At 64.3% G+C, this 26,205-nt stretch carries 27 protein-coding genes; 9 read left to right on the forward strand and 18 right to left on the reverse strand.

The genetic code is table 11. The features are described from left to right. Positions 1 to 2: 2 nt before the first annotated feature. Genes CIT37_RS03625 through CIT37_RS03635 form a run of 3 tightly spaced genes read left to right on the forward strand, consistent with a single transcriptional unit; the run spans position 3 to position 2,512 of the window. Positions 3 to 1,103: a branched-chain amino acid ABC transporter permease gene (locus tag CIT37_RS03625; protein WP_095424524.1), complete on the forward strand. Its 1,101-nt coding sequence runs from the start codon at positions 3 to 5 to the stop codon at positions 1,101 to 1,103. After that, positions 1,093 to 1,824, forward strand: coding sequence for an ABC transporter ATP-binding protein (locus tag CIT37_RS03630; protein WP_028141880.1), 732 nt, complete (start codon positions 1,093 to 1,095; stop codon positions 1,822 to 1,824). Before CIT37_RS03625 ends, CIT37_RS03630 begins: the two co-directional genes overlap by 11 nt. Next, the gene (locus CIT37_RS03635) at positions 1,817 to 2,512 is read left to right on the forward strand and encodes a branched-chain amino acid ABC transporter ATP-binding protein (RefSeq protein ID WP_028141879.1); all 696 of its coding nucleotides are present in this window, start codon (positions 1,817 to 1,819) and stop codon (positions 2,510 to 2,512) included. Before CIT37_RS03630 ends, CIT37_RS03635 begins: the two co-directional genes overlap by 8 nt. Positions 2,513 to 2,737: 225 nt before the next feature. Here CIT37_RS03635 and CIT37_RS03640 read toward each other — a convergent pair whose 3' ends face one another. From CIT37_RS03640 to CIT37_RS03695, 13 genes are all read right to left on the reverse strand, one after another. Continuing rightward, entirely contained in the window at positions 2,738 to 3,253 is a 516-nt protein-coding gene (locus CIT37_RS03640; protein ID WP_095424525.1) for a hypothetical protein, read from the reverse strand. A 2-nt stretch (positions 3,254 to 3,255) separates the two neighbouring features. Then, positions 3,256 to 3,984: a thioredoxin domain-containing protein gene (locus CIT37_RS03645; RefSeq protein WP_095424526.1), complete on the reverse strand. Its 729-nt coding sequence runs from the start codon at positions 3,982 to 3,984 to the stop codon at positions 3,256 to 3,258. An 11-nt stretch (positions 3,985 to 3,995) separates the two neighbouring features. Beyond that, positions 3,996 to 5,108 (reverse strand): tetratricopeptide repeat protein, encoded by a 1,113-nt coding sequence (locus CIT37_RS03650; RefSeq protein WP_095424527.1) that lies wholly within the window; start codon positions 5,106 to 5,108, stop codon positions 3,996 to 3,998. 26 nt (positions 5,109 to 5,134) lie between these two features. Continuing rightward, positions 5,135 to 5,575 carry a hypothetical protein gene (locus CIT37_RS03655; protein WP_095424528.1) on the reverse strand — a complete coding sequence of 147 codons (441 nt, stop codon included), beginning with the start codon at positions 5,573 to 5,575 and terminating at the stop codon, positions 5,135 to 5,137. Between the two features lie 1,038 nt (positions 5,576 to 6,613). After that, positions 6,614 to 6,991 carry a Rap1a/Tai family immunity protein gene (locus tag CIT37_RS03660; protein ID WP_152036321.1) on the reverse strand — a complete coding sequence of 126 codons (378 nt, stop codon included), beginning with the start codon at positions 6,989 to 6,991 and terminating at the stop codon, positions 6,614 to 6,616. 26 nt (positions 6,992 to 7,017) lie between these two features. Beyond that, entirely contained in the window at positions 7,018 to 7,632 is a 615-nt protein-coding gene (locus CIT37_RS40135; RefSeq protein WP_095424529.1) for a reverse transcriptase domain-containing protein, read from the reverse strand. A gap of 236 nt (positions 7,633 to 7,868) precedes the next feature. Beyond that, complete coding sequence (locus CIT37_RS03665) at positions 7,869 to 8,132, reverse strand: hypothetical protein (RefSeq protein ID WP_334262559.1); 264 nt, start codon at positions 8,130 to 8,132, stop codon at positions 7,869 to 7,871. 289 nt (positions 8,133 to 8,421) lie between these two features. After that, positions 8,422 to 9,939 carry a L,D-transpeptidase family protein gene (locus tag CIT37_RS03670; RefSeq protein WP_161966328.1) on the reverse strand — a complete coding sequence of 506 codons (1,518 nt, stop codon included), beginning with the start codon at positions 9,937 to 9,939 and terminating at the stop codon, positions 8,422 to 8,424. Positions 9,940 to 10,444: 505 nt separating this feature from the next. Further along, complete coding sequence (locus CIT37_RS03675; RefSeq protein ID WP_018320570.1) at positions 10,445 to 11,407, reverse strand: acetyl-CoA carboxylase carboxyltransferase subunit alpha; 963 nt, start codon at positions 11,405 to 11,407, stop codon at positions 10,445 to 10,447. 309 nt (positions 11,408 to 11,716) lie between these two features. Continuing rightward, positions 11,717 to 13,006 (reverse strand): IS4 family transposase, encoded by a 1,290-nt coding sequence (locus tag CIT37_RS03680; RefSeq protein ID WP_038951373.1) that lies wholly within the window; start codon positions 13,004 to 13,006, stop codon positions 11,717 to 11,719. 218 nt (positions 13,007 to 13,224) lie between these two features. Next, positions 13,225 to 14,184: a site-specific tyrosine recombinase XerD gene (gene xerD / locus CIT37_RS03685; RefSeq protein ID WP_028141871.1), complete on the reverse strand. Its 960-nt coding sequence runs from the start codon at positions 14,182 to 14,184 to the stop codon at positions 13,225 to 13,227. A 76-nt stretch (positions 14,185 to 14,260) separates the two neighbouring features. Continuing rightward, positions 14,261 to 14,668: a nuclear transport factor 2 family protein gene (locus CIT37_RS03690; protein WP_028141870.1), complete on the reverse strand. Its 408-nt coding sequence runs from the start codon at positions 14,666 to 14,668 to the stop codon at positions 14,261 to 14,263. 46 nt (positions 14,669 to 14,714) lie between these two features. After that, a complete protein-coding gene (locus tag CIT37_RS03695) occupies positions 14,715 to 15,752 on the reverse strand; it encodes an SDR family oxidoreductase (RefSeq protein ID WP_095424900.1) in 1,038 nt (345 codons plus the stop codon). A 104-nt stretch (positions 15,753 to 15,856) separates the two neighbouring features. Here CIT37_RS03695 and CIT37_RS03700 point away from each other — a divergent pair, with 104 nt between their 5' ends. Beyond that, complete coding sequence (locus CIT37_RS03700) at positions 15,857 to 16,453, forward strand: TetR/AcrR family transcriptional regulator (protein ID WP_028141868.1); 597 nt, start codon at positions 15,857 to 15,859, stop codon at positions 16,451 to 16,453. A gap of 16 nt (positions 16,454 to 16,469) precedes the next feature. Here CIT37_RS03700 and CIT37_RS03705 read toward each other — a convergent pair whose 3' ends face one another. Then, entirely contained in the window at positions 16,470 to 16,616 is a 147-nt protein-coding gene (locus CIT37_RS03705) for a hypothetical protein (protein WP_014439243.1), read from the reverse strand. Positions 16,617 to 16,798: 182 nt separating this feature from the next. Here CIT37_RS03705 and CIT37_RS03710 point away from each other — a divergent pair, with 182 nt between their 5' ends. From CIT37_RS03710 to CIT37_RS03720, 3 genes are read left to right on the forward strand one after another with little or no spacing between them, the layout of a single operon-like run. Then, positions 16,799 to 17,422, forward strand: a complete 624-nt coding sequence (locus tag CIT37_RS03710) for a shikimate kinase (RefSeq protein ID WP_028141867.1) — start codon at positions 16,799 to 16,801, stop codon at positions 17,420 to 17,422. Beyond that, complete coding sequence (aroB, locus tag CIT37_RS03715; protein WP_028141866.1) at positions 17,419 to 18,567, forward strand: 3-dehydroquinate synthase; 1,149 nt, start codon at positions 17,419 to 17,421, stop codon at positions 18,565 to 18,567. Before CIT37_RS03710 ends, aroB begins: the two co-directional genes overlap by 4 nt. 20 nt (positions 18,568 to 18,587) lie before the next feature. Further along, positions 18,588 to 19,892, forward strand: a complete 1,305-nt coding sequence (locus CIT37_RS03720; RefSeq protein ID WP_028141865.1) for an HlyC/CorC family transporter — start codon at positions 18,588 to 18,590, stop codon at positions 19,890 to 19,892. 112 nt (positions 19,893 to 20,004) lie between these two features. On the opposite strand, the gene CIT37_RS03725 is transcribed toward CIT37_RS03720, so the two are convergent. Next, a complete protein-coding gene (locus CIT37_RS03725) occupies positions 20,005 to 20,274 on the reverse strand; it encodes a BolA family protein (protein WP_028141864.1) in 270 nt (89 codons plus the stop codon). A gap of 106 nt (positions 20,275 to 20,380) precedes the next feature. Between CIT37_RS03725 and CIT37_RS03730 the strand changes: the two genes are divergently transcribed. Beyond that, positions 20,381 to 21,013 carry a J domain-containing protein gene (locus tag CIT37_RS03730; protein ID WP_028141863.1) on the forward strand — a complete coding sequence of 211 codons (633 nt, stop codon included), beginning with the start codon at positions 20,381 to 20,383 and terminating at the stop codon, positions 21,011 to 21,013. A gap of 265 nt (positions 21,014 to 21,278) precedes the next feature. Here the strand turns inward: CIT37_RS03730 and CIT37_RS03735 are convergent, their stop codons facing one another. Then, entirely contained in the window at positions 21,279 to 22,373 is a 1,095-nt protein-coding gene (locus tag CIT37_RS03735) for a citrate synthase/methylcitrate synthase (protein WP_028141862.1), read from the reverse strand. An 81-nt stretch (positions 22,374 to 22,454) separates the two neighbouring features. Between CIT37_RS03735 and CIT37_RS03740 the strand changes: the two genes are divergently transcribed. Next, a complete protein-coding gene (locus CIT37_RS03740; protein WP_038972785.1) occupies positions 22,455 to 23,675 on the forward strand; it encodes a citrate/2-methylcitrate synthase in 1,221 nt (406 codons plus the stop codon). A 46-nt stretch (positions 23,676 to 23,721) separates the two neighbouring features. Here CIT37_RS03740 and CIT37_RS03745 read toward each other — a convergent pair whose 3' ends face one another. Next, positions 23,722 to 25,011 carry an IS4 family transposase gene (locus CIT37_RS03745; RefSeq protein ID WP_038951373.1) on the reverse strand — a complete coding sequence of 430 codons (1,290 nt, stop codon included), beginning with the start codon at positions 25,009 to 25,011 and terminating at the stop codon, positions 23,722 to 23,724. Positions 25,012 to 25,363: 352 nt separating this feature from the next. Further along, positions 25,364 to 26,023, reverse strand: coding sequence for a DedA family protein (locus CIT37_RS03750; RefSeq protein WP_095424760.1), 660 nt, complete (start codon positions 26,021 to 26,023; stop codon positions 25,364 to 25,366). Between the last annotated feature and the right edge of the window lie 182 nt (positions 26,024 to 26,205).

Here is a 26,205-nt window from a genome sequence, read left to right on the forward strand (position 1 = left end):
GAATGCTGAAGTCGATGGGCGCAGTGAAACAGGCGATCCCCGCCGAGATCGGCGGGGAGGCGGACGTCGCCATGGATAGCGGTCGGACGGCGAAGCGAGCGTCGGCGCGGAAAGTGCTGCCGATCGTCGAGGGCGTCGTGCTGGTCGCGGCGCTGCTCGCGCCGCTGCTGCTGCAGGACTATCTCACGGTGTTCGCGACGCGCGTGATCATTCTCGCGCTGTTCGCGCTGTCGTTCGATCTGGTCTGGGGCTATGCCGGCATCATGAGCTTCGGCCAGGCCCTGTTCTTCGGCTCGGCCGGCTATGGCGTGGCGCTGCTCGCGCGCGACCTCGACATCACCAACATCTTCCTGGTGCTGCCGGCGGGCACCATCATCGGCCTCACCTTCGCGCTGCTGCTTGGCGGCTTCCTGCTGCTCGGGCGGCATCCCTCCAGCGTGATCTTCGTCTCGCTCGGCACGCTGACGGGCTCCTACGCCGCCGATCGGCTGGCGCGCGGCTGGTACTATCTCGGCGGCCAGAACGGCATCCCCTCGATCGCGCCGATGTCGCTCGGTTCGTACGAGTTCACGGAAGGGCCTTCCTTCTATTATCTCGTGCTCGGCATCCTCGTCGTGGTCTACCTGCTCTGCCGCTTCCTGGTGCGTTCGCAGTTCGGCCTCGCGCTCGCCGGCCTGCGCGAGAACGAGCAGCGCATCGCTTTCTTCGGCTACAAGGCGCAGCACCTCAAGGCGATCATCTTCACCATCGGCGGCGGCGTTGCCGGGCTTGCCGGCAGCCTCTACGCCTTCCACGAGGGTTTCGTCTGGCCCAACATGGTCGGCGTCGTCGTCTCGACCCAGGTCGTGCTCTACGTGCTGTTCGGCGGCTCCGGCACGCTGATCGGCGCCGTCATCGGGGCCGTCATCGTCGAGGGCGTCAGCTTCTGGCTCTCGGACAATTATCGCGACATCTGGCCGATCATTCTGGGCTTGCTGCTGCTGCTCGTCATCCTGTTCCGGCCGCTGGGCCTGATCAGTTTCGTGCTCGGGGAGCGCGAGCGGGTCGGCAGCTTCGGTGCCAAGGCCAAGGAAAACGTCGGGGAGCATCGCGATGCTCCTTGAGGCCGCCGGCATCACGAAAATCTTCGGGAAGCTCACCGCGCTCGACGGTGCTGCGCTCAGCGTCGGCGCCAACGAATTCCACGGCCTGATTGGCCCGAACGGCTCCGGCAAGAGCACGCTGATGAAGTGCATCGCCGGCGCCGAGGTGCCGACGCAGGGCAAGGTGTCGTTCGTCAATACCGACATCACCGCCTTCACGCCGACCGAGCGCGCCCGCGCCGGCATGAGCCTGAAATTCCAGATCACCAGCGTGCTGCCGTCGCTGACGCTGTACGACAACATCCTGCTCGCGCTGCAGGCGCAGTCCTCGCTGGTCGACCTCGTGTTCTCGCGCACGAGAGCCGCGCTGCACGACCAGGTCATGACCATGCTGACGCAGTTCCGCCTCGCGAATCGCGCCTTCGAGGCCGCAGCGGCGCTGTCGCACGGCCAGCAGCAATGGCTGGAGATCGCGATGGCGCTTGCCGGCAAGCCGAAATTGCTGCTGCTCGACGAGCCGACCGGCGGCATGAGCCTGGAGGAGCGCCGCGTCACCGGCGAGCTGCTTCAGCCGATCAAGCAGCATTGCTCGCTCGTCATCGTCGAACACGACCTCGATTTCATCCGCGACATCTGCGATCGCCTCACCGTGCTCGACCAGGGCAAGGTGCTGGCGTCTGGTACCGTGTCCGAGATCCAGGCCAACAAAGCCGTCCAGGAGATTTATCTGCGCCGTGCCTGAATTTTTGGACATCAGACATCTCGATGCCGGCTATGGCCGCAGCCAGGTGCTGTTCGACGTCACCCTCGGCATTCCCTGGCGCGGCGGCGTTGCCGTGCTCGGGCGCAACGGCGCCGGCAAGACCACGCTGATGAAGACCATCGTCGGCGAATTGCCGGCGTGGAAGGGCGAGGTCGCCTTCGACGGCCGCGACATCAGCCGCCGCGCCACCCAGGAGCGGGTGCGCGCCGGCATCGGCTACGTGCCGCAGGAGCATTCGGTGTTCGCGCGCCTGTCGGTGCGCGACAATCTCGCCGTCGGCTCGCTCGCGAGCAAGAAGGCAGACGCGGTCGACCAGGTGCTGACCATCTTCCCGAAGCTCGGCCAGCGCCTCGACCAGCCCGCCGGCACGCTGTCCGGCGGCGAGCGCAAGATGCTCGCGATCGGCCGCGCCATGCTCGGCGATCCAAAACTGCTGCTGCTGGACGAGCCGACCGAAGGCGTCTGGATCGGCGTCATCGAGGAGATCACCGAACGCCTGATCGAGCTCGCCAAGAGCATCGCCGTCATCATCGTCGAGCAGCACCTCGACCTCGCGCTGCGCGTCGCCGACTACGCCTACGTGCTCGACCGCGGCCGCGTCGCGCTGCAAGGCGAGGCGGGCGAGGTGCGGGGCAATCCGGAGCTGATGCGATATCTGGCGCCGTAGAGTGTCACTTGCCACCAGCTCCAAACCCCTCGCAACGCGCCCTTCAGTCCCGTCATCCCGAGGTGCGAGCAGCGCGATGCGTAGCATCGCGTAGCGAGCCTCGAAGGATGAACGGCCGAGCTGTCAGTCGGGCCGTCGCCATTCGAGGGCCGCTGAAGAAGCGGCCACCTCAGGGTGACGATCAGAGATTGTCGATCGAGGGGGACCGGCACGAAAGTCGAGCGGTTACTTCACCGCCCCAAGGCCGCCGCACCTTTCAATGGCGGCCCGCCAGCCGGCCGCATCGATCCTGGGAAGTTGGTAGCTCGTCGTCCTGCTCGAAATCGTCAGCGGCGACGCTCTCTCCATCAGGCCGAGCAGGCGCGCCTGGGCCCGCTTCCAGCGCTTGCCGAACAGCTCCGGGTCCGGCCTCGAGTAGCCCAGATCCCATTGGACAAAATTGGTCGCGTCGTCGTCGGCCGAAATCTCCTCGAATTCGCCAGCGAGCTTGATTGACTTGCGGCCGTTTCCGATCGTGATCGTTGCCTTTCCGGCGCGGCCGGCCTCGCCGGGATATCTTGCATGCAGGCCCAGAGCGCGTCCGCAGCCCAGCATGAACGTCACCTTGCCCTGATCCCTGTAGCTCAGCGAGGGAAGATCGCGATTGTCGAATTCCAGCTTCCAGCTTCCCGCAGCGAGAGAAGGAGCCGTCAGGAGAGCCAAGGCAGGTGCAACGGCAAAGGCAAGGCCGGCGGCCTTCATGGTCACGTCCTTCGCGGGTTCGGAACGATCTTGATGTGCCGTGCGATGGCTTTGAGCAGCTCCGGGTCCTCGACCGCGACCGGCGGCGGCGGCTTGCCCTCGAGCGCCTGGCCGATCGTATGTCGCTGGTCATCCCTGGCCGCGATCTTGTCGCGATGGAAGGCAACGATCTCGGCAAAGGGATAGTCCAGCTCTTCAGCTGTCAATTCGGCGGTCAGCGCCTCGGCGGCTTCCCAGCTCGATGCCCGTCGCAGCACGTCGAGCAGCAGCAAGCGGGTATCGATCGAGGTGATCCGGGGCCTCTCGAGATGACCGGCGGCTCTGAGGCGGAGTGCAGCCGCGTCGGACGGCCGGTTGCTGTCGTCGGCCACCCATGCCGCCGACAGCGTGCTCAGGAACGCCGATCTCCGTTCTCCGTCATAGGCGTGCTGCGCGGCGCGCACCAGGAAGCGGCGCGATACCGGGTCGGGCGCTGGGTCGAGCGAGGCGGCGCGGAATTCGGCGGTATCGAGGAAGCTCCGCGCCCTCGCATCGCCCTTGTCGATGCTCGGGGCGACGTAGCCGCAATAGGGGCATTCCTGCAGCCAGCTTGCGATGGTCCAGCGGTACATTTTCGGCGGCCTCTGGTCGAGGTCGCGCGAGCCGAACGAGTTCGAGCTCATCAGCACGGAATGCTCGGAGGTCTTGCCGCAGCAATGGCATTGCAGCTTCCTGGTGTCGTAATCTGTCATCCGAGGTCCACCTACGCTCCCCATCGCTTTCGCAGATTGTCGCGAAACGTCTCCGACGCCTGGACCAGCGTCTCGAGCACGCCTCTCTGACTGCCGCCGTAGAGCACCTTCCGGTTGCCGGCCATGTCCAGGATGCTGCGACGAAAGATCGGCTTGCCGGCATCGAGGAAGGTCCGCAGCACCGCGAAGCCCCGCTCCAGGACCGGCTCGGCATCTTCCACCCGTTCGCGCGCATACCCCGTGGCGAGCTCCGCCAGGATCCAGAGCAGGGCCGCAGCGTCGTCTCCATAAGTCCGCTCGCAGATCTCCAGCAGCCGCTTCAGCAAAGGCTCGGCCTTCCAGAACTCTCCACAGTCGAGATAGGCCGATATCATGGCTTCGAGAGCCTTCTGAACCTCCAGGCTGTCGGGTCCAAATCGTTCCTCGATGATGTCGAGACCGGACGCGAAGGCGGTCACGGCCTTGCGCAGACTCTCGAATTTGGTCCCGTGTCGCTGCAGTTTGCAGGAATTGGCATGGACGATGGCGGAGGTGAGCAGCGTCCGGGCCGCTTCCTCGCTTCTCTTCCCGAATATCTTCTCTTTCAGACGCAGGCTGCGCAGCAGATTCGTCTCGGCGTCCGCCCATTTCGTCAGGCGCGCGCCGATCTCGGCGAGCGTGTCGACGGCGGCGGCCACTTCGATGCTGACGGCGCCGTGGACCTTCTCGAGGATCGAGATGCTGCGCTCCAGAAAAGCCCTGGCGCGGGAATAATCTCCGGCGGAGGCCCATTTCCGGGCGATGGCTTCGCATTCCTCGGCGGCCTGCCAACTGTGCTCGCCGGAGAGCCTGGTCCTGATAGCCAGCCGCCGCAGCTGAAACGGCTCGACCAATTTGAAGTCGACGCGGCCTGCATGGCCGATCCATTCATCGAGGTCGCCCAGGATGGACTGCGGCCCATGCAGGCTCTCCTGGATCGAGATGCAGCGGTCGAGAAAGGGGATGGCTTCGACCGGGTCCTCGCTACGACAGATCAGCTTGATCAGCGTGCGCAGGGCTGTGACGACCTCGTCGCTGATCGGACCGTGGCGCTTTTCCAGCCCGGCGATGTGTCGAAGGTGGTTCTCTGCGTAGAAGGATGCCATGGACCGCTCTGTTCAACCTCGGCCGCTCAAAGCCGCATCCTGGCGAGTTTTTCGCCGCGAGTCCGGCTCGGTCGTGAGCCGAATGCCTTGCGGCACAGCGGCCCGAAGGCTTCGATGGATGCGAGGACGCCGGCGCCGACATCGGCGGGCCTGGCCTCGAAGGTCTTGACCCGCCCGTTCTGACCAACGATGGCGGTCACGTCGCAGAAGAAATCCTCGCGCCGCTCGCCTTGGTCGGCTGCCTCGAAGGAGGCCGTCGTCTTCATTCGCCAGTGATAGGCGCGGTCCTGGTCCTTGCGGCCGAAAGGGACGATCTGATCGGGGTGGCCGTATTTCTGCATCAGCTCGACGATGGCGGTGCCCCTGAAATCGTCGCGTGGTCCCGCCAGCGCGTGCTGGTCCGCGACTGCGACCGCCGACAGAACGAAAAGAAAAATCACCGTACGAAGGAAAGTGCGTTGCAGCATGCCTTGGGCTCTATCGGAGGCAGTCGAAAGATATCTGATTACGTCCTGGCAACGCGGTTTGCACGCGCAACTTTCGGCCGAGCGAGAGGCGCTGGCGAACGATGCGGGGGGCCGCTCGCGAAATTGCCGGATAGCGCTTCCCGCCTTCGCTCTCCGAGCTACGGCTGACACCTCGCTCATCCGGGCTGCGCTCACCCGCTCCGGTTCTTCCAGTGTCAAACAGCCGACATGACATCGCGATCCCGCAGCGCTTTTCGCCCGGGTTTTGCTTCGCTTCTGGCGCCCTTCGGAATCGGAAGGGCGCAGGGAAGGCCGGGTACCGGCTGGCACCCGCGAGCCCCTGTGCAATGATGCGTAAGTCAACGCTCACAGGGGAGACACAGGTGCAGCCCGATAACCGGCCTTCCCTGCGCAGTGGTTTGACGGCTTATGTCGCGCTCTCCCCGGGGAGCGATGCACTCTTGCCCCCGTCGCCTCGCGAGATCGCTGATGTGCGCTACCCGGTCGGGCACGCACACCACCGCGGAGACTTGACGCCAGCCTGCGGGCGCCAGGACCACACGATTTTGCCGTACGCGGCCCCGCTTCGCCCTTCGGGCTTCGCAGGGCATGGCCGCGCTGTCGTACCGCGCCCGCTGATCGCTCACGGGGAGACCCCGCCCTGCGACCGCACCTGGCGCCAACACCGCCCGCGTCCACCGCAACTCACCCCACGAACCGTGACGATCGCGACCCGCCCCTTCCGGCGGGATGAGATGGCGTGGGAGTATAGGGTGTGTCGCGGTTCGGGTAAAGAGAAAATATGTATTATCCGAATTATACTCCTTCGAAGGCCAGAAAAGGCTACTCTCGCTTGTCATATCTTCCGGAGTTGACTGTAGCTGCTCAAGCATTTCGTGCAGCTCTTCTTATGCGCCCAATACGGGGCGTCTTCCCCCCGCTGCGACCTGCACGTCGTGATGATCGATCATCACCGTGGAGCTGCCTCTAGCGCGATGTACTCGCTATCCCCAATCGTTAACGTGTGCCGGTACGTTGTCATCGTGGACTATTCCAATTTGCATCCCCGCACGGAAAGGCTTGGATTAGCGCAAGTCCAAGTATAAGCGCTGCGTCCGTATGCAGTTTCTGCGGATTCTCGCGAAAATATTGCTTAGCAATCAAGCGGCCTTGGGTAACAGAGATTGCCTGTTCCTGGGGTGGGCAGTAGGCACTAGCGCCCAATGCTTCCCTAATGCCGATACCGGTGGTCATACCTTCCAGAAAACCGCGCATGTAAGCATTGCAGAACAGGTCCCCGGCAGAATCGTTCTTTTCATTGCAGGCTTGATAAAGCTCTGCTCCGCTAAGAGCCAATGCGCGTTGTGGTTCATACAGAAGCATCAACGACGCTACCGCAGCCAGTCGAAGCCTCATCCTTTTTCCCTCAGTCTACCGGTGCCCTAAAACGGCATATCGTCCGCCATTTCGTCAGGCCTGCTTGCATTTGATGCCACTTCGCTTTCGACCCTTGCGCTGAGGTTAGGCGCGCCTTGCGGAAGTTCATTGTTATGGCAAGCGATCTGAGCGATTACGGTCGCAACGTCGGCATGAAGTTTGAAGTCATTATTTTTGATTAAGTACCCTCGTACTCGACCGAAGTTTATCGTTGGAAAGAAGTCTTCGAGGTCGGCGTTGAGGACATATCGGCTTTTGATGTGCTGGTGCGCATTCGTGATGATGGACTGCGACTTTCGAAACCCGTGCGATAGTGGTTTCAGCTTGTGAGCTGAATCGATCTCTGCGCGACATTCATAAAGGATCGTAGAGAGATGGCGTTGAAGCGTCTTAAGTCGATCGATAGGGGCGCTAATCGTACGAACGCCTCCCGCTTTTTTCGGGACCGCAAAAACAGTGTACTTCGAAGACGGAGGGATTTGATGGACTATGAACGCAAGCGCGCTCGCCCTATAGCCTAGCACCTTAGCGAGATCGCTAAGGGACTCTGCATTTTTCAAATCATCTAGAACGCTCAATAGACCGCCCAAAGGAAGAAAAAAATGTGAGCTTACGGGCACTCCTTAGCGAGCGATCATTGCATCCCATGTTGTAAACCATGGTAGCATAGTCCTGTAGTCTGAAGCATTCGCCTCTGACCTTTTATCTCACGTTGCGATAGCGCAACAAAAAATCTGCCCGTAAGCTCGCTTGTAATCTAAGGGTGCATCTTGAAAGGCAAGGCTTGCGCCGAGAGCGCCTCGGTAATTCTTAGTAGGTCGCGCCCTGGTGGTCTATGATAATGAAGAGCGCATTTTTAAGGGGGGACGATTTCGAACATCTGCGCATGGTTTCGAAAGAGGCGTCGAACTCGACATCTGTCGCTCCTCTCTTCAGCGACGTCGACCTCCCGTTTCATGAGCCAAAACGGCGTGCGTTCGGCCGGCACCAACGAGTCCTGATAGTGCGCCAGGGGTTTGTAACCGCTGATCCATTGCGCGCCCAGCACGTCCAGGACTCCCCCAGAGATGCTCTGGAGCTTGCGTTCGATCGACCCTTTAGATCGATGCACGGTCGTCATGAGACGACGCCGGTTGTCAGCCTTGCTGTGATACCCGCCTTTTCGGAGGCCAACATTCGGAAATAGCTATCGACCACGGCGGAGATTTCAGTCTCCGTCCAAGGCGTCCCTGAAATGCCTTCGATCTGCTCGGGGTCCAAGCTTCTGCCTCTCGAACCCGAAGCGTATCAAGAGATCAATCGGGCGCAAGGTTGGCACTAGGAGCGCAGCAGCGAGCATCCTCCGCTTGCGCGGATAATGACGGTGTCAGCTCGGCTATATCGAGGAAAGCGCGGCTCCTGCCGCGCCCCTACTTCACCGCCCCAAAGCGGCTGTCGAACGAGTTCGACGAGATCACCGGTGCGGCGCCCATGATCTGCGTCGCTTCACCGGCACCATCGCTCACCGACGGCTTCAGCGCCGGCCGCGTCTGGGCGAGGCGGGTGTCGGGCTTTGCCGGCTCGGCAGGCTTGGCCGCGACGGCCGGCTTCGGCGCGTCCTTCGCCGCTTCCTTTGTCGCTTCCTTGGACTTGTCATGCCCCGGCACGAACCGGGTCACTGCGGCCTTGAGCCTCGACGCCGCGGTCGGCGGCGTCGTGGTCGTGGTGGCCGGGGCCACGGATGCCGTGGCTTGCGGCGGCGGGGTGGTCGCGGTCGTGTCGGATGAGCCCATGCCCATCTTGCGGCCGAGGTTAGAGAAGAAGCCACCGGACTTTTCAGCCGGCGCGGCGGTGGCGACGCGGGCGCTGGTCGCGGGGGCGCTGACGGCGACCACCGGCTCTTCCTGCGGCGCAGGCGCGGACGCCACGGAATCGAGGTTCGGCTTGGGCGGATTGACGTGTCCGGGGATCGTGCCCGGCGCCTTCGCCATCGCCAGCATCTGCAGCGTGGTGCCTTCGGCGCCTTCCGACAGGCCGGTCGAGCCTTCCGGAATCTTCGCGGCAAAGATCTTGTTCATGCCGCCGTCGATGCCGGTGTTCATGCGCGCCACCGGCGTGCCCTTGGCGACGAGCTTGGCGTATTCCGCCTCGTCCTTGGCCTGCTTGCCCCGCACGGCGGCGACGACGTCCTCGGGGATCACATAGGCCGGGCACTTTGCCGAGGCGTCGAACACCGGATCGCGCTTTGCGTCCGCGGGCTTCGCCGCGTCGAAGACGTACTTCTTCTCGCAGAAATCGACCTTCGGCTCCTGCCGCGTCACCTCGAAATGATCATAGCCTTCCTTGATCATCTTCCAGAACGGCATGTTCGGATTGTTCCGGTGCTTGGCCATGTTCACCGGCGTCATCTTGAACGGATAGGCCTGCAGCTGGAACGCCTTCTGGCCGCCGAAGAAGGATTCGCGCCCGAGCGAATAGATCTCCGCGATCTGCTCGTCCGTCATCGCGTAGCAGCCGCGCGAGGAGCAGTCGCCATGCACCATCAGCTGCGAGCCGGTGCGGCCGAGAGCCTTGTCGAACGCGTTCGGGTAACCCGTGTTGAAAGACAGGTAGTACGCCGATTGCGGATTCATCTGGCTCGGGTTGATCGAATAAAATCCCTCCGGCGCCTGGCGGTCGCCTTCGCGCACCTTCGGTCCGAGGTCGCCGGACCAGCGGCAGATCGGATAGGTCTTGAGCAGAGCGAACTGGCCGTTGCGGGCCTGCTTCCAGACCTCGAGCTCGGCCTCCTGCTTGAACAGGCGCACCAGGATCGGCGACTGCAGATCCATGTCCTTCTCGACCATCGCGGCGAGAAGCTTTGGCGGCACCGGCTGGTTGGCCTTGGCGTTGGTCGCGAGCGAGACCTGGTCGGTATCGCAGCCGGCCAGCAGGACGCTGGCCGTCATCAGCGCGACCGAAGCCAAAAGCGCGCGAGCAAGCGAACGAGAAATCAAGATGGACCCCACACCGTGCCGGGCAGAAAGCGCGAACCCCAATTCTGATGGAGCATGATCCGACCGGAGAACCGGACCCGTCGTGAACGGGCTTTTTCAGCTCACGCCCCAGCGCTTATGCCCTGAAGCCATTGATTAAAATTCTAACCTCTGGGTCATGTGGTCGCAACCCGAGCGGGGATCACGAGCCCGTTGGCCCATCGGCATGGTCAACGAAGACTGAATGGACGCGACTTTGGGCCTTACTTTGGGACCGAACTTGGGCTTTTCGGCCCGACCCGGACTCAGATCGCTGATTTGGGCAAAAAAAGGGTTAATGCGGGGTTACCGGGGCGGCCCGACAGGTTTCGTAGGGTGGGCAAAGCGCAGCGTGCCCACGTTCTGCCCCATTGATGCGAAGACGTGGGCACGGCGCTTCGCGCCTTTGCCCACCCTACGGCACCGGAATCGGGACGAATCAGCCCAGTTTCCTGCCGATATCGAGGAATTTCTGCCGGCGCTGCTTGCGGATGGCGTCGCCGTCGAGGCCCCGGAGCTCGTCGAAGGCCTTGGCGATGGCGTCGCCGGTGGTGGCGATCATGGCGGCGGGGTCGCGGTGGGCGCCGCCGACCGGCTCCTTCAAAATGCTGTCGATCACCCCGAAGCGGAGCATGTCCTGGGCGGTGATCTTCATGTTGTTGGCGGCTTCCTGGGCCTTGGTGCCATCGCGCCAGAGGATCGAGGACGCCGCTTCCGGCGAGATCACGCTGTAGATGGCGTGCTCCAGCATCAGCACCTTGTTGGCGGTGGTGATGGCGATGGCGCCGCCCGACATGCCCTCGCCGGTGATGATGGCGACGTTGGGCACGGTCAGCGCCATGCAGGCATCGGTCGAGCGTGCGATCGCTTCGGCCTGGCCCCGCTCTTCGGCGCCGATGCCGGGATAGGCGCCGGCGGAATCGGCGAGCGACAGCACGGGCAGGCCGAACCGCTCGGCCATCTCCATCAGCCGCACGCATTTGCGGTAGCCCTCGGGGCGCGCCATGCCGAAATTGTGCTTGATGCGGCTTTCGGTGGAATCGCCTTTTTCCTGGCCCATCACGCAGATCGCTTCGCCGCGGAAACGGCCGAAGCCGGCGACCAGCGCCTCGTCCTCGCCGAACTTGCGGTCGCCCGCGAGCGGGGTGAATTCGGTGATCAGGCCCTTGATGAAATCGTTGAAATGCGGTCGCTGCGGATGCCGCGCGACCAGCGTCTTCTGCCACGGCGTCAGGTTTTGATAGAGGTCGGCCAGCGCCTGCGCCGCCTTGTCCTCGATCCGCCCGATCTCATCGGAGATGTCGGTACCGGAGGCTGCCAGCGTCCTGAGCTCGTCGACCTTGGAGTCGAGCTCGGCGACGGGCTTTTCGAAGTCGAGATAGCTGCGCATCTGGTCTTGCATCAACTCAATATAGGGAGAACGGGGCGAGGCGGCGAAGCGGATTTAGACCGGCGGAAAGAAGTGTAGCTTCTTCAATGAGTTGACCTGTGTGCTGCGGGCGGGCCGTCAAATCATGCGAAGGCCCCGGCTCTTTCTGCGGAGATGTGGCCGAAGTCAAGGCGGTTTCGGTCCCTGCTGTCGTCCCCGCGCACGCGGGGTCCCATAACCACAGGGAGAAGTTTGGCGGAGACTGGCAGTGAAGCGGCCCTTCCGTGGGACTCACAGCGGCTGTCACAGATAGATCACGCGGTATGGGTCCCTGCGAACGCACTAGGGCATGCACATATCTCTGAGGCTCCATCCTGCTGCGACGGCGTTGAAGTATTCGAGGCCGTTTTTGAAGGTGATCGGGCCCGGCGGCTTGGACGATGGGTAGCCATCCCACCCGCCGAGACGGCCGATGATCCAGGCGGCCCAAGCGAGACTATCGGGCGGATGTGGGTTCTTTAGTCGCTTGCTCGCGGCTTCGAGTTGCCGGTTGAGGGCTGTGAGCGCGCCAATTTGGCCGTTGTCGAAGGCCGCGAGAATGGGCTGGCGACCACCATTGCGGGCCTGCAGAAGCTGGATGGTGATGACGGCCGCCTTGGCGGCGATCGCAACCAGCTTGAGAAGCCGATCGGCGGATCCGATCTGACTGTCTTCGAGCTTGAGGCCTTGTGTCTTCAGGATGCGGAAGAACTGCTCGATGATCCAGCGCTGCTTGTACCATTGGACGATGCGCCAGGCGTCCTCGATGCTGGTGACCTCGTGAGAGGTGAGAAGCCGCCAGTGCAGCGGCTCTATGCCGGTTTCGGCGTTAATCTCGCGCACATCGACCACCGCCAGCGGCAAGCTTTTCGGCAGATGGTGCAAGAACTTATTCTGCGGGCGGGCGAGCTCGATTGCGCCAAAGCGAAGTTCGAGGTGGGCCAGGCGAGCCGGCCGCGCGGCGCGCGCAGGCAGTTGGATCATACGCTGGTCCACCGCGGCCATGGCATCGCTGGCCTCATACAGGCTGCTGCGGTCGGCAAGCTTGCGATCATGCATGCTGCGCGCGATGACGTGGAAATGTTGCTTGGCCGAGCTGGCATAAAGGGCAAAAATATCGCTCTCGCGGTCACCCAGCACCGTCACCGCCGCGGCCTTGGTGAGCAGCGGCCTTGCCGCCACGGCAGTCGATATCCAGCGTTGCGATTCCTTGTCCGATAATTCCCGATCATCATGCGAGGTCGTGCGGCGACCTGCGCGCGTCCATATCTGCCCGCTCAAAAGCCCAAGACAGCTGCCGTCGTCGGCGTCCACAGCCAGCAGCGGGTGCAGCAGCACGCCGTGGTTATTGCCTTTGCCGATTTCTCCGAGCCCGCGCCGGCGTTGCGGCGTGGTGTTGAAGTGGATCTCGCTGGTGTCCTGGATGGCCAGCACGTGGCGGCCTTCCACGGCAGGGCCCGTGCTATTGCTCCAGCTTTCGATGATCCGATCCACCGTCACCTTGTCATGGCCAAGAAAGCGGTTGAACCGCACTTCCAGCGCGCGGTTCCCCCTGGAGAGCTGCCGAAGGCAGACAGTTTTGCCCGCAACCATGCGTTCAGCGAGCGCCGCCCCCCTTTATCGAGACGACGATCCCCGAACCGGCCCAGCGTCCAGTCAATCCGTGACAACATCGCAGCACCCCCGTCCAAACCATGGAGTGCCGCAATAGGAATCACATAGATCTCCGATTCTGGAACCCCCAGGGCGAACCCGAGTCAATCCGCCGCACCAGATATGTGCATGCCCTAGTGCGTTCGCAGGGACGACAGTCACTTCTCCGCCAGCGGGTGCAGGTCGCGCACGAGGCTCTTCAGCCGCTCCTCCACCACATGGGTGTAGATCTGCGTCGTCGAGATGTCGGTGTGGCCGAGCAGGGTCTGCACGATGCGCAAATCGGCACCATTGTGCAGGAGGTGGCTGGCAAAGGCATGGCGCAGCACGTGCGGGGAGACCAGCCGCGCCTGCAGCCCCGAGGCGACCGCGAGCTCCTTGAGGTCGCGGGCAAAATGCTGGCGCGTCAGATGTCCGCTCTCGCCGAACGAGGGGAACAGCCACTTGGAGGCGGCGAGGCTGTCCTTCTTCTTCTCCGTCTTCGCAGCTTCCGTCGCCGCGAGATAATCCGCCATCGCCTGGCGCGAGGCCTCGTTGAGCGGCACCAGGCGCTCCTTGTTGCCCTTGCCGCGCACCACGATCATGCGGGCGTCGCGCTTGGCCGCCGAGCGCGGCAGCGCCACCAGCTCGGAGACGCGCAGGCCGGTGGCGTAGAGCACCTCGAGCAGGCAATACAGCCGCAAGGCGCGCAGCCGCTTCGACGGCGAGGCATCTTGCGCCTCGCTCAATTCCTTGGCGCGGCGGAGCATGCGATCGACATCGGCGATCGACAGCACCTTCGGCAGGCCGCGGCCGCGCTTGGGGCCGGACAGGATCGCGGCGGGATCCTCAGCTCGGATGCGTTCGTTCAGCAGGAAGCGATAGAGATGCCGCATCGCCGACAGCCGCCGCGCGACGCTGGTGGATTTGAAGCCGCGGGCATCGAGATCGGCGAGATAATCGCGCAAATTTTGCGTCTCGGCGTCGGCAAAGCTGTGCCCGACGCGGCCCAAAAATTCCGAGAAATCGGTGAGGTCGCGGCGATAGGCGTCGAGCGTGTTGGGTCCGGCGCCCTGTTCCGCCGCGAGCATGTCGAGGAACAGGCCGGTGAGCTTGGCATCTGAGGGCTTGGTGCGCATGCCCGGGAGGCTAGCTCCTATTTCTTGAGAAACTCACCAGCAATGTGGAGCGGGCCCGAACGCTCTCTTCGAAATTCTAGGCCATTTCGCTGATCGCCGTCGCCTGCGACCAGACCACCATCCAACGCCCCTCGCGGTGCTCGTAAGTGTCGGTGTGCCAATAGTCCGCAGGGGCAACGCGGTGGCCAGCAAAAACGATCTCCAGCCTGGCGCGATATCGGATCACGGCGTGATCGTTCTGCTGGCGGACGGCGATCGCGCCGGGTTCCCACATCAGGTACTGGATCTGCCCGCTCTGGATCGCACCCAGATATTCGCCCTTGGAGAGCGGCATGCCGATGGGCGTTATCAACTGAAACTCCGGTGCATGAAGCGGCTCCGCCTGCGCAATGTCTCCCTCGACCAGCGCGCGCAGCCGGGCCCGTTCGGTGTTGCGGATGTGCTCGGCTTGCGGTGAGTCCGTGTCGGTCGCGTGCGTCGTCATTGGTGGTTCTCCAGTTCTGCAAGGGTGGGCGAGGGGGTCCAGCCGTCTACGGCGTGGCGATCAAGCGATGGTCGATCAGGCTTTGGGCGCTGGCCCGGATGCAATCCTCATCAGGCCGTGGTTGCCAGTTCAGCACGCGGTGCGCCTTGGCGGCGCTGACGCTGAGGTCGCGGTCGAGCTCATGCACGATCATGCGGGAGCGCCCGCTGAACGGGGCCAGCGCCCTCACCATCCAGTTCGGCACGTCGCCGCGCGGCAAGCGGGCCGCATAAGCCGGAAACGATGTCGCCAGCACCGCGGCCAAGTCCCTCAACCAGAAAAAACCTCCGCCGACGATGAAGCGCTCTCCGGCGGCATCAGGACAGGTCATCGCGCGGATATGGGCGTCGGCCACATCGCGCACATCCGCGACCGCAAAGCCAAAGCGCGGCACACGCTTCAACTTGCCGCTCATCATTTGCTGGATCAGTCCAACGGACGTGCCGTATTGCGGGCCGAGCAGCGGTCCGAAGATCATGCCGGGATTGATCACGCACAGATCGAGCCCGCTGTTCCGCGCAAAGCTCCACGCGGCCTGCTCGGCCAGCGTTTTCGATTTGTAATAGGGCGTCGCCCGCGCGCTGGTCGGATCGGTCCAATCGTTCTCGGTGTAGGGAGGCTGGCCGCTACCGTGATTGGTGGCGGCGATCGAGGATGTCAGCACCACGCGTGCCACGCCGGCGTCATGGGCCGCGCGCAACACGCGGAGTGCACCGTCGCGCGCGGTCTGGATCAGCTCGTCTGCGTTGTCAGGCAATCCCGCCGGAAATGGCGAGGCCGTGTGAATGACATAGCGACAGCCCTTCAGAGCGTCGTCCCATCCGTCGTCGGAGCAAAGATCCGCCCGGGCAAAACTGAGCGCACCGGCGGCAGGCGCGGTCGCGCAAATCTGGCTCCGGATCCGGTTGCAGGCGTGCAGACTGCGGACGGTCCCGCGCACGCGATAGCCGCTCGCCAGCAGCTGGCTGGCGACATGGCCGCCGAGAAATCCGCCGACGCCGGTCACCAGGACCGTGGCGGTCGGTTGAGGAAGTTGAGAATCCATTTGATTTTTCAAGCTCTTGCTCCGGTCAAGTCGAATTAGACAATTAGACTGTAGTTGTCTAATCGTCTTTTGACGAATTGGACTCGAACTGTCAATATGTCTCGATGAAGGACAGCGATCACAAGGCCGGAGCAATTCTCGAGGCGGCATTGCCGGTGTTCGTCCGCCACGGCTTCCGCAAGACGTCGATGGCCGACATCGCGCGGGCGGCGGGCATCTCGCGCGCGGCGCTCTATTTGAGCTTTGGCAGCAAGGAGGAATTGTTTCGGGCCGGGTCGGAGCGGGCGCATGCCAAGACGATGCGCAGCGTCGAAGCCGCGCTCGCCGGCGACGGCGACGTGTTCGGCCGGATCGAGCTGGCGATTGCAGCGTTCCAGCGCGATTTGATCGTGCCGTTCGCCGGCAGCGCGGACGCGGCAGAGCTGTTCGACGCCAATATGACGCTGGCCAAGGACATCACGCTGGCCGCACGCGCCCGGTTGGTGGCTTTGCTTGCTCGCGCACTGGCCGATGCGCAAGCGCGGAATGCGATCACCCTGGACGCTTTGAAGGCCTCGCCGACAGACCTCGCCGGCATCATCGTGGCGGCGATGGAAGGGATCAAGGAGGCGCAGGCCGCGGGCCAGAATCTTCTCGAAGATACGCAGCTATTCTTGCGCCTGCTGCGCCTCGCTTTGACGCGAAGTTCGCCGGGCGCCTGACGCGTGCAACCAGCGTCTATTTCTTGAGAAACTTGTCCGGCGGGATCGTCACCGTCATTTCCCGCGACTTCGGACTGACGAAATTGGCCAGTGCGAAGACCACGCCATAGACGATGCCGGCGATCACGGCGACGACCGTCAGGAAGCGGAAGAGGCTGGGCATCGTTCTGGGGTCTCTGCAGGGGACTGGCAGGCAAATTAACCAATGAAATCATCCAACATGTTCGCCGTTTCGTGGCAAGAGTCCACTGGCGAGGCCCCCTGCGGGGTCGTATAGGTGGCCAAAGCATGCCGCCTTTGGCGGCAGATCGAGCGAGATCCAGAGCGAGATCCAGAGCAATATCCATGTCCGACGCCGCGTTGCCGATACCAGCTTCGCCCGAAGCCGACATCCTGTCGGCGCTCGGGGCGCGCTCGATCGTGCTCGTCGGCATGATGGGGGTGGGCAAATCCACCATCGGCCGCCGCATGGCGACCCGGCTGAAGCTTCCCTTCGTCGACGCCGACACCGAGATCGAGACCTCGGCCCAGATGACCATCCCGGAGATCTTCGAGCGCCACGGCGAGCAATATTTCCGCGACGGCGAGGCCAGGGTGATCGCGCGGCTGCTCGACAGCGGGCCGGTGGTGCTGGCGACCGGCGGCGGCGCATTCATGCGCGAGGAGACGCGCGCGCGCATCGCGGCGAAGGCGGTGTCGATCTGGCTCAAGGCGGACCACGACGTCATCATGCGCCGCGTGCGGCGCCGTGCCGACCGCCCGCTGCTCCAGACCGCCGACCCCGAGGGAACCGTGACGCGCCTGCTCACCGAGCGCGAGCCGGTCTACGGCCATGCCGATCTCACCATCGCCTCGCGCGACGTGCCGCACGACAGAATCGTCGAGGAGACCATCGAGGCGCTACGCGCGCATCTCTGTGGTGAGCAAGCCACCCAACCACCTGCCGACGTTGCGAGTGCCATACGATGACTGCGCCGTTGAAACATTCCGATCCCGTCAACGTCGAGGTCGCGCTGGGGAATCGCGCCTATGACATCGTCATCGGCCGCGGGGTGCTGGCCTCGCTCGGCGAACGGGTCGCGGCCTTGCGTCCCGGCGTGCGCACCGCGATCGTGACGGATCGAACCGTTGCAAAACACTGGCTCGAGCCCACCGAGGCTTCGCTTGCCGCCAGCGGCATCCCGACCTCGCGCGTCGTCGTCGAGGAAGGCGAGATCTCCAAGACCTATGCCGGCCTCGAAAAGGTCAGCGAGGCCCTGATCGCCGCCAAGATCGAGCGCAACGATCTCGTCATCGCGCTCGGCGGCGGCGTGGTCGGCGATCTCGCCGGCTTTGCCGCGGCGATCCTGCGCCGCGGCGTCGATTTCGTGCAGGTGCCGACCTCGCTGCTGGCGCAGGTCGATTCATCCGTCGGCGGCAAGACCGGCATCAACTCGCCGCAGGGCAAGAATTTGCTCGGCGCGTTCCACCAGCCGGTGCTGGTGGTCGCCGACACCGCCGTGCTCGACACGCTGTCGCCGCGGCAGTTCCGCGCCGGCTATGCCGAGGTCGCCAAATACGGCGTGCTCGGCGACGAAGCCTTCTTCACCTGGCTGGAGAAGAACCATTCCGACATCTTCAAGGGCGGCTCGGCGCGCGAGCATGCGATCGCGACCTCCTGCCGCGCCAAGGCCGGAATCGTCTCCCGCGACGAGCGCGAGACCGGCGAGCGCGCGCTGCTCAATCTCGGCCATACCTTCGGTCACGCGCTGGAAGCTGCGACCGGCTTCTCCGACCGCCTGTTCCACGGCGAAGGCGTTGCCATCGGCATGACGCTGGCGGCGCAGTTCTCGGCAAAGCTCGGCATGATCGGCGAAGCCGATGCGTCGCGCGTCGAGCGGCATCTGATCGAAGCCGGCCTGCCGACGCGCCTGCAGGACATCGCGGGCTTTGCGCAGGAAGGGCTTGCCGATGCCGACGCGCTGATGGCCTTGATGGCGCAGGACAAGAAGGTCACGCGCGGCAAGCTCACCTTCATCCTGCTGGAGGCCGTCGGGCGCGCGGTGATCGCGAAGGATGTCGAGCCGGCCCCGGTGCGGGACTTCCTGAAGGACAAGCTCGCCCTCAGGGCGTGATACTTGCTGTCGAGTGATGCATGGACTGGCTCGGATTCACCATCGTCGTCCTCTGCCTCCTGGTCTCGGCGTTCTTCGCCGCGAGCGAGACCGCGCTGACCGGCGCCTCGCGCGCCAGCATGCTCCGCCTCTCCAAGCAGGGTAATCACGACGCCGATGTCGTCTCCGATCTGCTCGACATGCGCGAGCGCCTGATCGGGGCGCTGCTGCTCGGCAACAACATCGCCAATATCGGCTCCTCGGCGATCGCCACCGCCATCTTCACGGCCTGGTTCGGCGATGTCGGCGTGCTCTATGCGACCGGCGTGATGACCGCGCTGGTCGTGATCTTCGCGGAGGTGCTGCCCAAGACCATCGCGATCAATGCGCCCGACCGCGTCGCGCTTGCGGTCGCGCGCCCGATGCGGCTGACGATGTACGTGCTGGGGCCGCTGCTGCGCATCGTCGAGGTCATCGTGCGCCTGCTCATGCGCCTGTTCGGCCTCGCCGGCGAGCACCAGGCGATCCTGTCGCCGACCGAGCGCCTGCGCGGCGCGGTCGACCTGTTGCACCACGAGGGCAAGTTCGAGAAGCAGGACCGCGACATGCTCGGCGGCCTCTTGGACCTGCGCGAGCTCCAGGTCTCCGACGTCATGATCCATCGCACCGAAATGATGATGATCAACGCCGATTTGCCGCCGGAGGAGCTGGTGCGCGAGGTGCTGGCGACCGAATACACCCGCATCCCGCTCTGGCGCGAGAAGCCGGAGAACATTATCGGCGTGCTCCATGCCAAGGACCTCCTGCGCGCGATCCGTGCTGCGGACGGCGACACCTCGCGCATCGACGTCTCCACCATCGCGCTGCCGCCCTGGTTCGTGCCGGAGATGCGGCCGCTCGCCGAGCAGCTCAAGGCCTTCCGCCGCCGCAAGACCCATTTCGCGCTCGTCGTCGACGAGTATGGCGAAGTCGAAGGTCTGGTGACGCTGGAAGACATTTTGGAGGAGATCGTCGGCGACATCTCCGACGAGCACGACGTCGTGGTCGCCGGCGTGCGCGCCCAGCCGGACGGCTCGGTCGTGGTCGACGGCTCGGTGCCGATCCGCGATCTCAACCGCGCCATGGACTGGCACCTGCCCGATGAAGAGGCAACCACCGTCGCCGGCCTCGTCATCCACGAGGCGCGCTCGATCCCCGACCGCGGCCAGAGTTTTACGTTCCACGGCTTCCGCTTCCGCGTGCTGCGCCGCGAGCGCAACCGCATCACCGCGCTCCGTATTTCACCGGTGCCGCGCGAGGCGGAGCTGGAAGAGGCGAAGCCGAGACGGGCGGGGACGTCGTTCTAAGCCCCCAGTCATTCCGGGGCGATGCGGAGCATCGAACTAGGGTGCGCCCTTGCGCACCCGAGAATCTCGAGATTCCGGGTTCGGCTCTTCGAGCCGCCCCGGAATGACGAAGCTAGTTTTCCCCCGGCGCCTTCGCCTGGATCGCCAGCGCGTGCACGCTGCCGGAGAGTTCCGCGGCCAGCGCCGAATTTATCATGCGGTGGCGCTCGACCCGGCTCTTCCCTTTGAAGGCATCAGACACGATATACACACGGAAGTGCGTCTCACCGCCTGGCCGATGGCCGGCGTGGCCTTCATGCAGATGTGACTCGTCGACGACATCGAGGCTTTCCGGCGTGAAAGCTTCCTGCAACTTGTTGCTGATAGTGTCGCGCATAGCCATGTTGTGCCATCCGGGTGCAGAGATCACACCCGTCAATTGCCGGGGTTCGCAGCTAATTGCAATGTCAAGACTTGAAGGTTTTTGCATTGCGTAGTCAAAGTCAGCCATGCCGATCGATTCATCAAAGTTCTTCGACTCCATCCGCGTGAAGCCGCGGGGCAAGCAGCCGGAAGTGAAGCCGCGCGACACCGCGGTCGGTTGCGAATGGGCCGGGTGCCAGAACAAGGGCGCGCATCGCGCGCCGAAGGGCCGCGAGAACCAGCGCGAGTACTGGCACTTCTGCCTGAACCATGTGCGCGAGTACAACCAGAACTACAATTTCTTCTCCGGCATGAATGCCGATGCCGTCGCGCGCTACCAGAAGGATGCGCTGACCGGCCACCGTCCGACCTGGAAGATGGGCGCCAATGGCGGCAAGAAGGGTGCGGAAGCCGAGATCGACATGGCGGCCGATCCGTTCAGCATGTTCAGCGAGATCAACGGCCGCGCGGGCTGGCGGAAGGGCCCCGAAGCCGCGCCCAAGGCCGAGACGCGCAAGGTGATGAACGCCGAGCGCAAGGCGCTCCAGGTCATGGGGCTCGGCCCCGATTCCACGCTCGCCGACGTCAAGACCAAGTACAAGGCCCTGGTGAAGCAGCACCACCCCGACGCCAACGGCGGCGACCGCTCGACGGAAGATCGCCTGATCGAGATCATCAAGGCGTATAATTATCTGAAGACCGTGGTGCGGGAGGCGTAGGGCCTCGCGGGCGCTGTGTAGGTGCGAGGCACCTCGGCGCCAAACCCTCGGTGTCGTCCCGGACAAGCGGAGCGCAGATCCGGGACCCATAACCCCAGGGAGACGTTTGGCGAAGACTCATAGTGAAATGGTCTTCCCGTGGTCCTCACACCTGTCTCTCACCGATAAATCACGCGGTATGGGTCCCTGCTTTCGCATTGCTTTCGCAGGGACGACAGCGGAGTGATTGACTCCGCTGTTGCGCCTCTTTCCGCGCGCTGGTCGCCTACGCCTCCGGCATCGCCCCCACATACGACGAACTCGGCCTGATCAGCCGCCCGGTCCGCCGCTGCTCGAGCGCATGCGCGGTCCAGCCTGCGGCGCGCGCGACCGCGAAGATCGGCGTGAACGCCTGCCTCGGGATCGCCAGCGCATCGAGCAGGATCGCGGTGAAGAACTCGACATTGGTCTCCAGCGGCCGCTCCGGATTTTTCTTGCGCAGCGCGCTGCGGATATAGGCCTCGACCTCGCCGGCGAAGGGCAAATCGGTGCCGTTGGACGCCAGCGCCTCGACTGCGGTCTTGAGCACGTCGGCGCGCGGATCGCGCACGCGGTAGACGCGGTGACCGAAGCCCATCATCCGCTCGCCGCGGGCCAGCGCCGCATCCACCCAGGGCTGGATGCGTTCGCGCGAGCCGATCGCGTCCAGCATCTCCAGCACCGGCTCCGGCGCGCCGCCATGCAGCGGGCCCGTGAGCGCGCAATAGCCCGCAGTCACCGCGGCAAACAGATCGGCTTGCGTCGAGGCCACCACGCGCGCGGTGAAGGTCGAGGCGTTCATGCCGTGGTCGCTGGCGGTGACGAGGTAGGCATCGAGCGCGGTGACTTCGCCGGTTTCAGGCGCGCGCCCGTGCAGCATGCGCAGCGTATCGGCGGCATGGCTGACATTGGGATCGGGTGCGACCGGGTCGAGTCCTTTTGCGCGCCGGACCAGCGCGCCTGCGATCACCGGAAACGCGCCGACGATCGTCGCTTCGTGCTCGAGCCCGTGCTCGGCGCGAAGTCCTGCGACCGCCGCGCGAAACCCGTCGATGACGCCCATGCCGCGCGTTGCCGGCAGCAGGTCCGGCAGCCGCGCGAAGGCGCGCTCGCGCGCAAGGCCGAGGCTCGCCCGCACATTGGCTTCGGTGAGGGTGGTCTTGCTGGCGCCGTTCCAGAGCCGGGCGGTGACGCCCTCGAAGCTCGACTGGCTCGCCAGTCGACCGACATGCTCGCCGGCGATGATCAGTTCGCCGCGCTCGCCGTCGACATGGCTCAGCACGGTCTCGGCCGCGGGAACGCCGTCCAGCCCGATCTGGCTTTTGGTGAGGTGGATGTTCATGGCCCAAATCTCCCTTTGCGTTGCACCAAGGGAAATTCGGGCCTCTCGACAGATTGATCAATCTTGATTACATAAATCAATATGAAAAATTCCGAGGGGCTCTATCTCTCCGCCCGGGAAGCCGCGGCCGAACTCGCGATCTCGCCGGCCACGCTCTACGCCTATGTCAGCCGCGGCCTGATCCGCTCCGAGCCGACGCCGGACTCGCGCAAAAACCGCTACCGCGCCGAGGACGTTCGCGCACTGAAGGAGCGCCGGGTGCCGTCCCCGGAGCCGCGCGGCCTGCGCAGCTTCGACGCCGACCTGCCTGTCATGGACACGGAAATCTCGACCATCACCGAAGAGGGCGCGATCTATCGGGGCGTCAATTGCGTCGATCTCGCCGAGAACGACACGCTGGAGCACACCGCGACGCTGCTGTGGGATGTCTCCGAGGTCGATCCGTTCGCTCCGGACAATCAGCCCGCGCTCTCCGAAGAGATGCGCACGATCGCAGAAGCTGCACGCCGGGCCGCGCCGATCGACCGCGCCATCGCCGTGCTCGCGCTGGCCGCGAGCGTCGATCCTCGTGCGTTCACCCGTGCGCCCGACGGCCGTGCCATGGTCGGCGGACGGATCGTCCGGCTGCTGGTCGCGACCATGCTCAATGCCGAACCCTCAGCCGAGCCGCTGCATCAGCAGATCGCAAAAGCCTGGGCGGCGGACAACAAGCACGCGCCCGATCTGATCCGCCGCGCCCTCGTTCTGCTCGCCGATCATGAGCTGAATGCTTCGACCTTCACGGCGCGCTGCGCGGCCTCGACCGGCCTCAACCTCTATGATGCCGTGATCGCCGGTCTCGCCTCGTTGAAGGGGCCGAAGCACGGCGGCGCGAGCGTGCTGGCCTCGCAGCTCGTCAAGACGCTGATCGATCGCGACGTCGCGCCGATGGTGCGCGAGCGCGTCGCGCTCGGCGAGCGGTTTGCCGGCTTCGGCCATGGCGTCTACAAGCGCGGCGATCCCCGCGCGCAATCGCTGCTGAATGCGCTCTCCCGCGCCGGCGCGCCGCGAAAATTCACGCGCGAGGTACCGGAGCGGATCGCGGAGGCGACCGGCGAATTCGTCAATATCGACTATGCGCTCGCGGTGCTCGTGCACGCGCTGCGCCTGCCCGCCGGCGGCGAGCTCGCTCTGTTCGCGATGGCCCGCAGCGTCGGCTGGATCGCACACGCCAGCGAGCAATTGCAGTTCGGGAAGCTGATCAGGCCGAGGGCAAGGTATGTGGGACCTGCGCCGGGGCGGAGAGTGGGGGCTGCGGGTTAGCGGCACTGCGAGCGCATCATATTCCGCTGTCGTCCCTGCGAACGCACTAGGGCATGCACATATCTCTGAGGCTCCATCCTGCTGCGACGGCGTTGAAGTATTCGAGGCCGTTTTTGAAGGTGATCGGGCCCGGCGGCTTGGACGATGGGTAGCCATCCCACCCGCCGAGACGGCCGATGATCCAGGCGGCCCAAGCGAGACTATCGGGCGGATGTGGGTTCTTTAGTCGCTTGCTCGCGGCTTCGAGTTGCCGGTTGAGGGCTGTGAGCGCGCCAATTTGGCCGTTGTCGAAGGCCGCGAGAATGGGCTGGCGACCACCATTGCGGGCCTGCAGAAGCTGGATGGTGATGACGGCCGCCTTGGCGGCGATCGCAACCAGCTTGAGAAGCCGATCGGCGGATCCGATCTGACTGTCTTCGAGCTTGAGGCCTTGTGTCTTCAGGATGCGGAAGAACTGCTCGATGATCCAGCGCTGCTTGTACCATTGGACGATGCGCCAGGCGTCCTCGATGCTGGTGACCTCGTGAGAGGTGAGAAGCCGCCAGTGCAGCGGCTCTATGCCGGTTTCGGCGTTAATCTCGCGCACATCGACCACCGCCAGCGGCAAGCTTTTCGGCAGATGGTGCAAGAACTTATTCTGCGGGCGGGCGAGCTCGATTGCGCCAAAGCGAAGTTCGAGGTGGGCCAGGCGAGCCGGCCGCGCGGCGCGCGCAGGCAGTTGGATCATACGCTGGTCCACCGCGGCCATGGCATCGCTGGCCTCATACAGGCTGCTGCGGTCGGCAAGCTTGCGATCATGCATGCTGCGCGCGATGACGTGGAAATGTTGCTTGGCCGAGCTGGCATAAAGGGCAAAAATATCGCTCTCGCGGTCACCCAGCACCGTCACCGCCGCGGCCTTGGTGAGCAGCGGCCTTGCCGCCACGGCAGTCGATATCCAGCGTTGCGATTCCTTGTCCGATAATTCCCGATCATCATGCGAGGTCGTGCGGCGACCTGCGCGCGTCCATATCTGCCCGCTCAAAAGCCCAAGACAGCTGCCGTCGTCGGCGTCCACAGCCAGCAGCGGGTGCAGCAGCACGCCGTGGTTATTGCCTTTGCCGATTTCTCCGAGCCCGCGCCGGCGTTGCGGCGTGGTGTTGAAGTGGATCTCGCTGGTGTCCTGGATGGCCAGCACGTGGCGGCCTTCCACGGCAGGGCCCGTGCTATTGCTCCAGCTTTCGATGATCCGATCCACCGTCACCTTGTCATGGCCAAGAAAGCGGTTGAACCGCACTTCCAGCGCGCGGTTCCCCCTGGAGAGCTGCCGAAGGCAGACAGTTTTGCCCGCAACCATGCGTTCAGCGAGCGCCGCCCCCCTTTATCGAGACGACGATCCCCGAACCGGCCCAGCGTCCAGTCAATCCGTGACAACATCGCAGCACCCCCGTCCAAACCATGGAGTGCCGCAATAGGAATCACATAGATCTCCGATTCTGGAACCCCCAGGGCGAACCCGAGTCAATCCGCCGCACCAGATATGTGCATGCCCTAGTGCGAACGCAGGGACCCATAACCCCAGGAAGCAGTTTGGCGAAGACTGGTTGTGGAAGAGTCCTCCCGGGGTACAAGCACCGCCGTCTTATAGATAGATCACGCGGTATGGGTCCCTGCGTGCGCAGGGACGACACTTTTGGTGTGGCGACTTCCTACACCCGCGGCTTCGCTTCCACGACACCGCCGCCGTTCCGCCTCCGATAGACCCACACGCCAAGACCGCCCACGATCGCCACCGCCACCACGGTCAGCATCCAGATGTGCTTGCCGACATGCCCGTGGTGATGCAGCCCGGCATATTCGTGCAGGGCCGACACCGCCAGCACGCCCGGCAGCACGTGCGCGGGGGCCCAGACCAGGATCGCCGGGATGTTCACCGCGTAGAATTTTGCCGGCGCCATGCCCAGCGCGCCCGCCGTGACCGGCACGAAGGCCCGGATCGGCGGCACGAAACGGGCGAAGAACACGGCCCAGGTGCCGAAGCGGTGGAAGAAGCTTTCGCTCTCGGCGACCACGCGGGGATAATTGGTCAGCGGCCAGGTGTTGAGGATCTCGCGCTGCTGCCGGTGCCCGATCCAGTAGGCCGAGCCGTCACCGAGCACGGCGCCGACCGCCGCCGCGAGCAGCACCCATTGCAGTTTCAGCTCACCGCCAGGAACCAGGGCGCTCAGCGCCAGAATGATGGTCGAGCCGGGGATCACCGACCCCACCACCGGGACCGCTTCGAGCAGGGCGGCCAGGAACAGGGTCAGATAGGCCAGCCACGGATGGGCCGAGACGAACGAGATGAGGGGATCGAGGAAGGATGTCACGTCGTCTCCAGGGCGCTGTCATTCCGGGGCGATGCGAAGCATCGAACCCGGAATCTCGAGATTCCGGGTTCGCGCTGTGCGCGCCCCGGAATGACGGCCGTTCGACCCTACATAAGTAAGGGCGTGCGGCGAAAGTGCCATTCGCGTCGACAGGACCGCCCGCCCCGGCGCGAAATTCGAGC

The sequence above is a fragment of the Bradyrhizobium ottawaense genome, assembly GCF_002278135.3.
Lineage (GTDB): Bacteria > Pseudomonadota > Alphaproteobacteria > Rhizobiales > Xanthobacteraceae > Bradyrhizobium > Bradyrhizobium ottawaense.

Excerpts from the sequence above, each read along its gene's own strand:
- CIT37_RS03630 (WP_028141880.1), top strand. The coding sequence starts at position 1,093 with ATGCTCCTTGAGGCCGCCGGCATCACGAAAATCTTCGGGAAGCTCACC.
- CIT37_RS03730 (WP_028141863.1), top strand. The coding sequence starts at position 20,381 with ATGCCGATCGATTCATCAAAGTTCTTCGACTCCATCCGCGTGAAGCCG.
- CIT37_RS03665 (WP_334262559.1), bottom strand. The coding sequence starts at position 8,132 with ATGACGACCGTGCATCGATCTAAAGGGTCGATCGAACGCAAGCTCCAG.
- CIT37_RS03655 (WP_095424528.1), bottom strand. The coding sequence starts at position 5,575 with ATGCTGCAACGCACTTTCCTTCGTACGGTGATTTTTCTTTTCGTTCTG.
- CIT37_RS03625 (WP_095424524.1), top strand. The coding sequence starts at position 3 with ATGCTGAAGTCGATGGGCGCAGTGAAACAGGCGATCCCCGCCGAGATC.
- CIT37_RS03645 (WP_095424526.1), bottom strand. The coding sequence starts at position 3,984 with ATGACAGATTACGACACCAGGAAGCTGCAATGCCATTGCTGCGGCAAG.
- aroB (WP_028141866.1), top strand. The coding sequence starts at position 17,419 with ATGACTGCGCCGTTGAAACATTCCGATCCCGTCAACGTCGAGGTCGCG.
- CIT37_RS03640 (WP_095424525.1), bottom strand. The coding sequence starts at position 3,253 with ATGAAGGCCGCCGGCCTTGCCTTTGCCGTTGCACCTGCCTTGGCTCTC.
- CIT37_RS03695 (WP_095424900.1), bottom strand. The coding sequence starts at position 15,752 with ATGGATTCTCAACTTCCTCAACCGACCGCCACGGTCCTGGTGACCGGC.
- CIT37_RS03650 (WP_095424527.1), bottom strand. The coding sequence starts at position 5,108 with ATGGCATCCTTCTACGCAGAGAACCACCTTCGACACATCGCCGGGCTG.
- CIT37_RS03725 (WP_028141864.1), bottom strand. The coding sequence starts at position 20,274 with ATGGCTATGCGCGACACTATCAGCAACAAGTTGCAGGAAGCTTTCACG.
- CIT37_RS03690 (WP_028141870.1), bottom strand. The coding sequence starts at position 14,668 with ATGACGACGCACGCGACCGACACGGACTCACCGCAAGCCGAGCACATC.
- CIT37_RS03680 (WP_038951373.1), bottom strand. The coding sequence starts at position 13,006 with ATGGTTGCGGGCAAAACTGTCTGCCTTCGGCAGCTCTCCAGGGGGAAC.
- xerD (WP_028141871.1), bottom strand. The coding sequence starts at position 14,184 with ATGCGCACCAAGCCCTCAGATGCCAAGCTCACCGGCCTGTTCCTCGAC.
- CIT37_RS03660 (WP_152036321.1), bottom strand. The coding sequence starts at position 6,991 with ATGAGGCTTCGACTGGCTGCGGTAGCGTCGTTGATGCTTCTGTATGAA.
- CIT37_RS03705 (WP_014439243.1), bottom strand. The coding sequence starts at position 16,616 with ATGCCCAGCCTCTTCCGCTTCCTGACGGTCGTCGCCGTGATCGCCGGC.
- CIT37_RS03720 (WP_028141865.1), top strand. The coding sequence starts at position 18,588 with ATGGACTGGCTCGGATTCACCATCGTCGTCCTCTGCCTCCTGGTCTCG.
- CIT37_RS03710 (WP_028141867.1), top strand. The coding sequence starts at position 16,799 with ATGTCCGACGCCGCGTTGCCGATACCAGCTTCGCCCGAAGCCGACATC.
- CIT37_RS03670 (WP_161966328.1), bottom strand. The coding sequence starts at position 9,939 with ATGACGGCCAGCGTCCTGCTGGCCGGCTGCGATACCGACCAGGTCTCG.
- CIT37_RS03700 (WP_028141868.1), top strand. The coding sequence starts at position 15,857 with ATGAAGGACAGCGATCACAAGGCCGGAGCAATTCTCGAGGCGGCATTG.
- CIT37_RS03740 (WP_038972785.1), top strand. The coding sequence starts at position 22,455 with ATGAAAAATTCCGAGGGGCTCTATCTCTCCGCCCGGGAAGCCGCGGCC.
- CIT37_RS03735 (WP_028141862.1), bottom strand. The coding sequence starts at position 22,373 with ATGAACATCCACCTCACCAAAAGCCAGATCGGGCTGGACGGCGTTCCC.
- CIT37_RS03675 (WP_018320570.1), bottom strand. The coding sequence starts at position 11,407 with ATGCAAGACCAGATGCGCAGCTATCTCGACTTCGAAAAGCCCGTCGCC.
- CIT37_RS03745 (WP_038951373.1), bottom strand. The coding sequence starts at position 25,011 with ATGGTTGCGGGCAAAACTGTCTGCCTTCGGCAGCTCTCCAGGGGGAAC.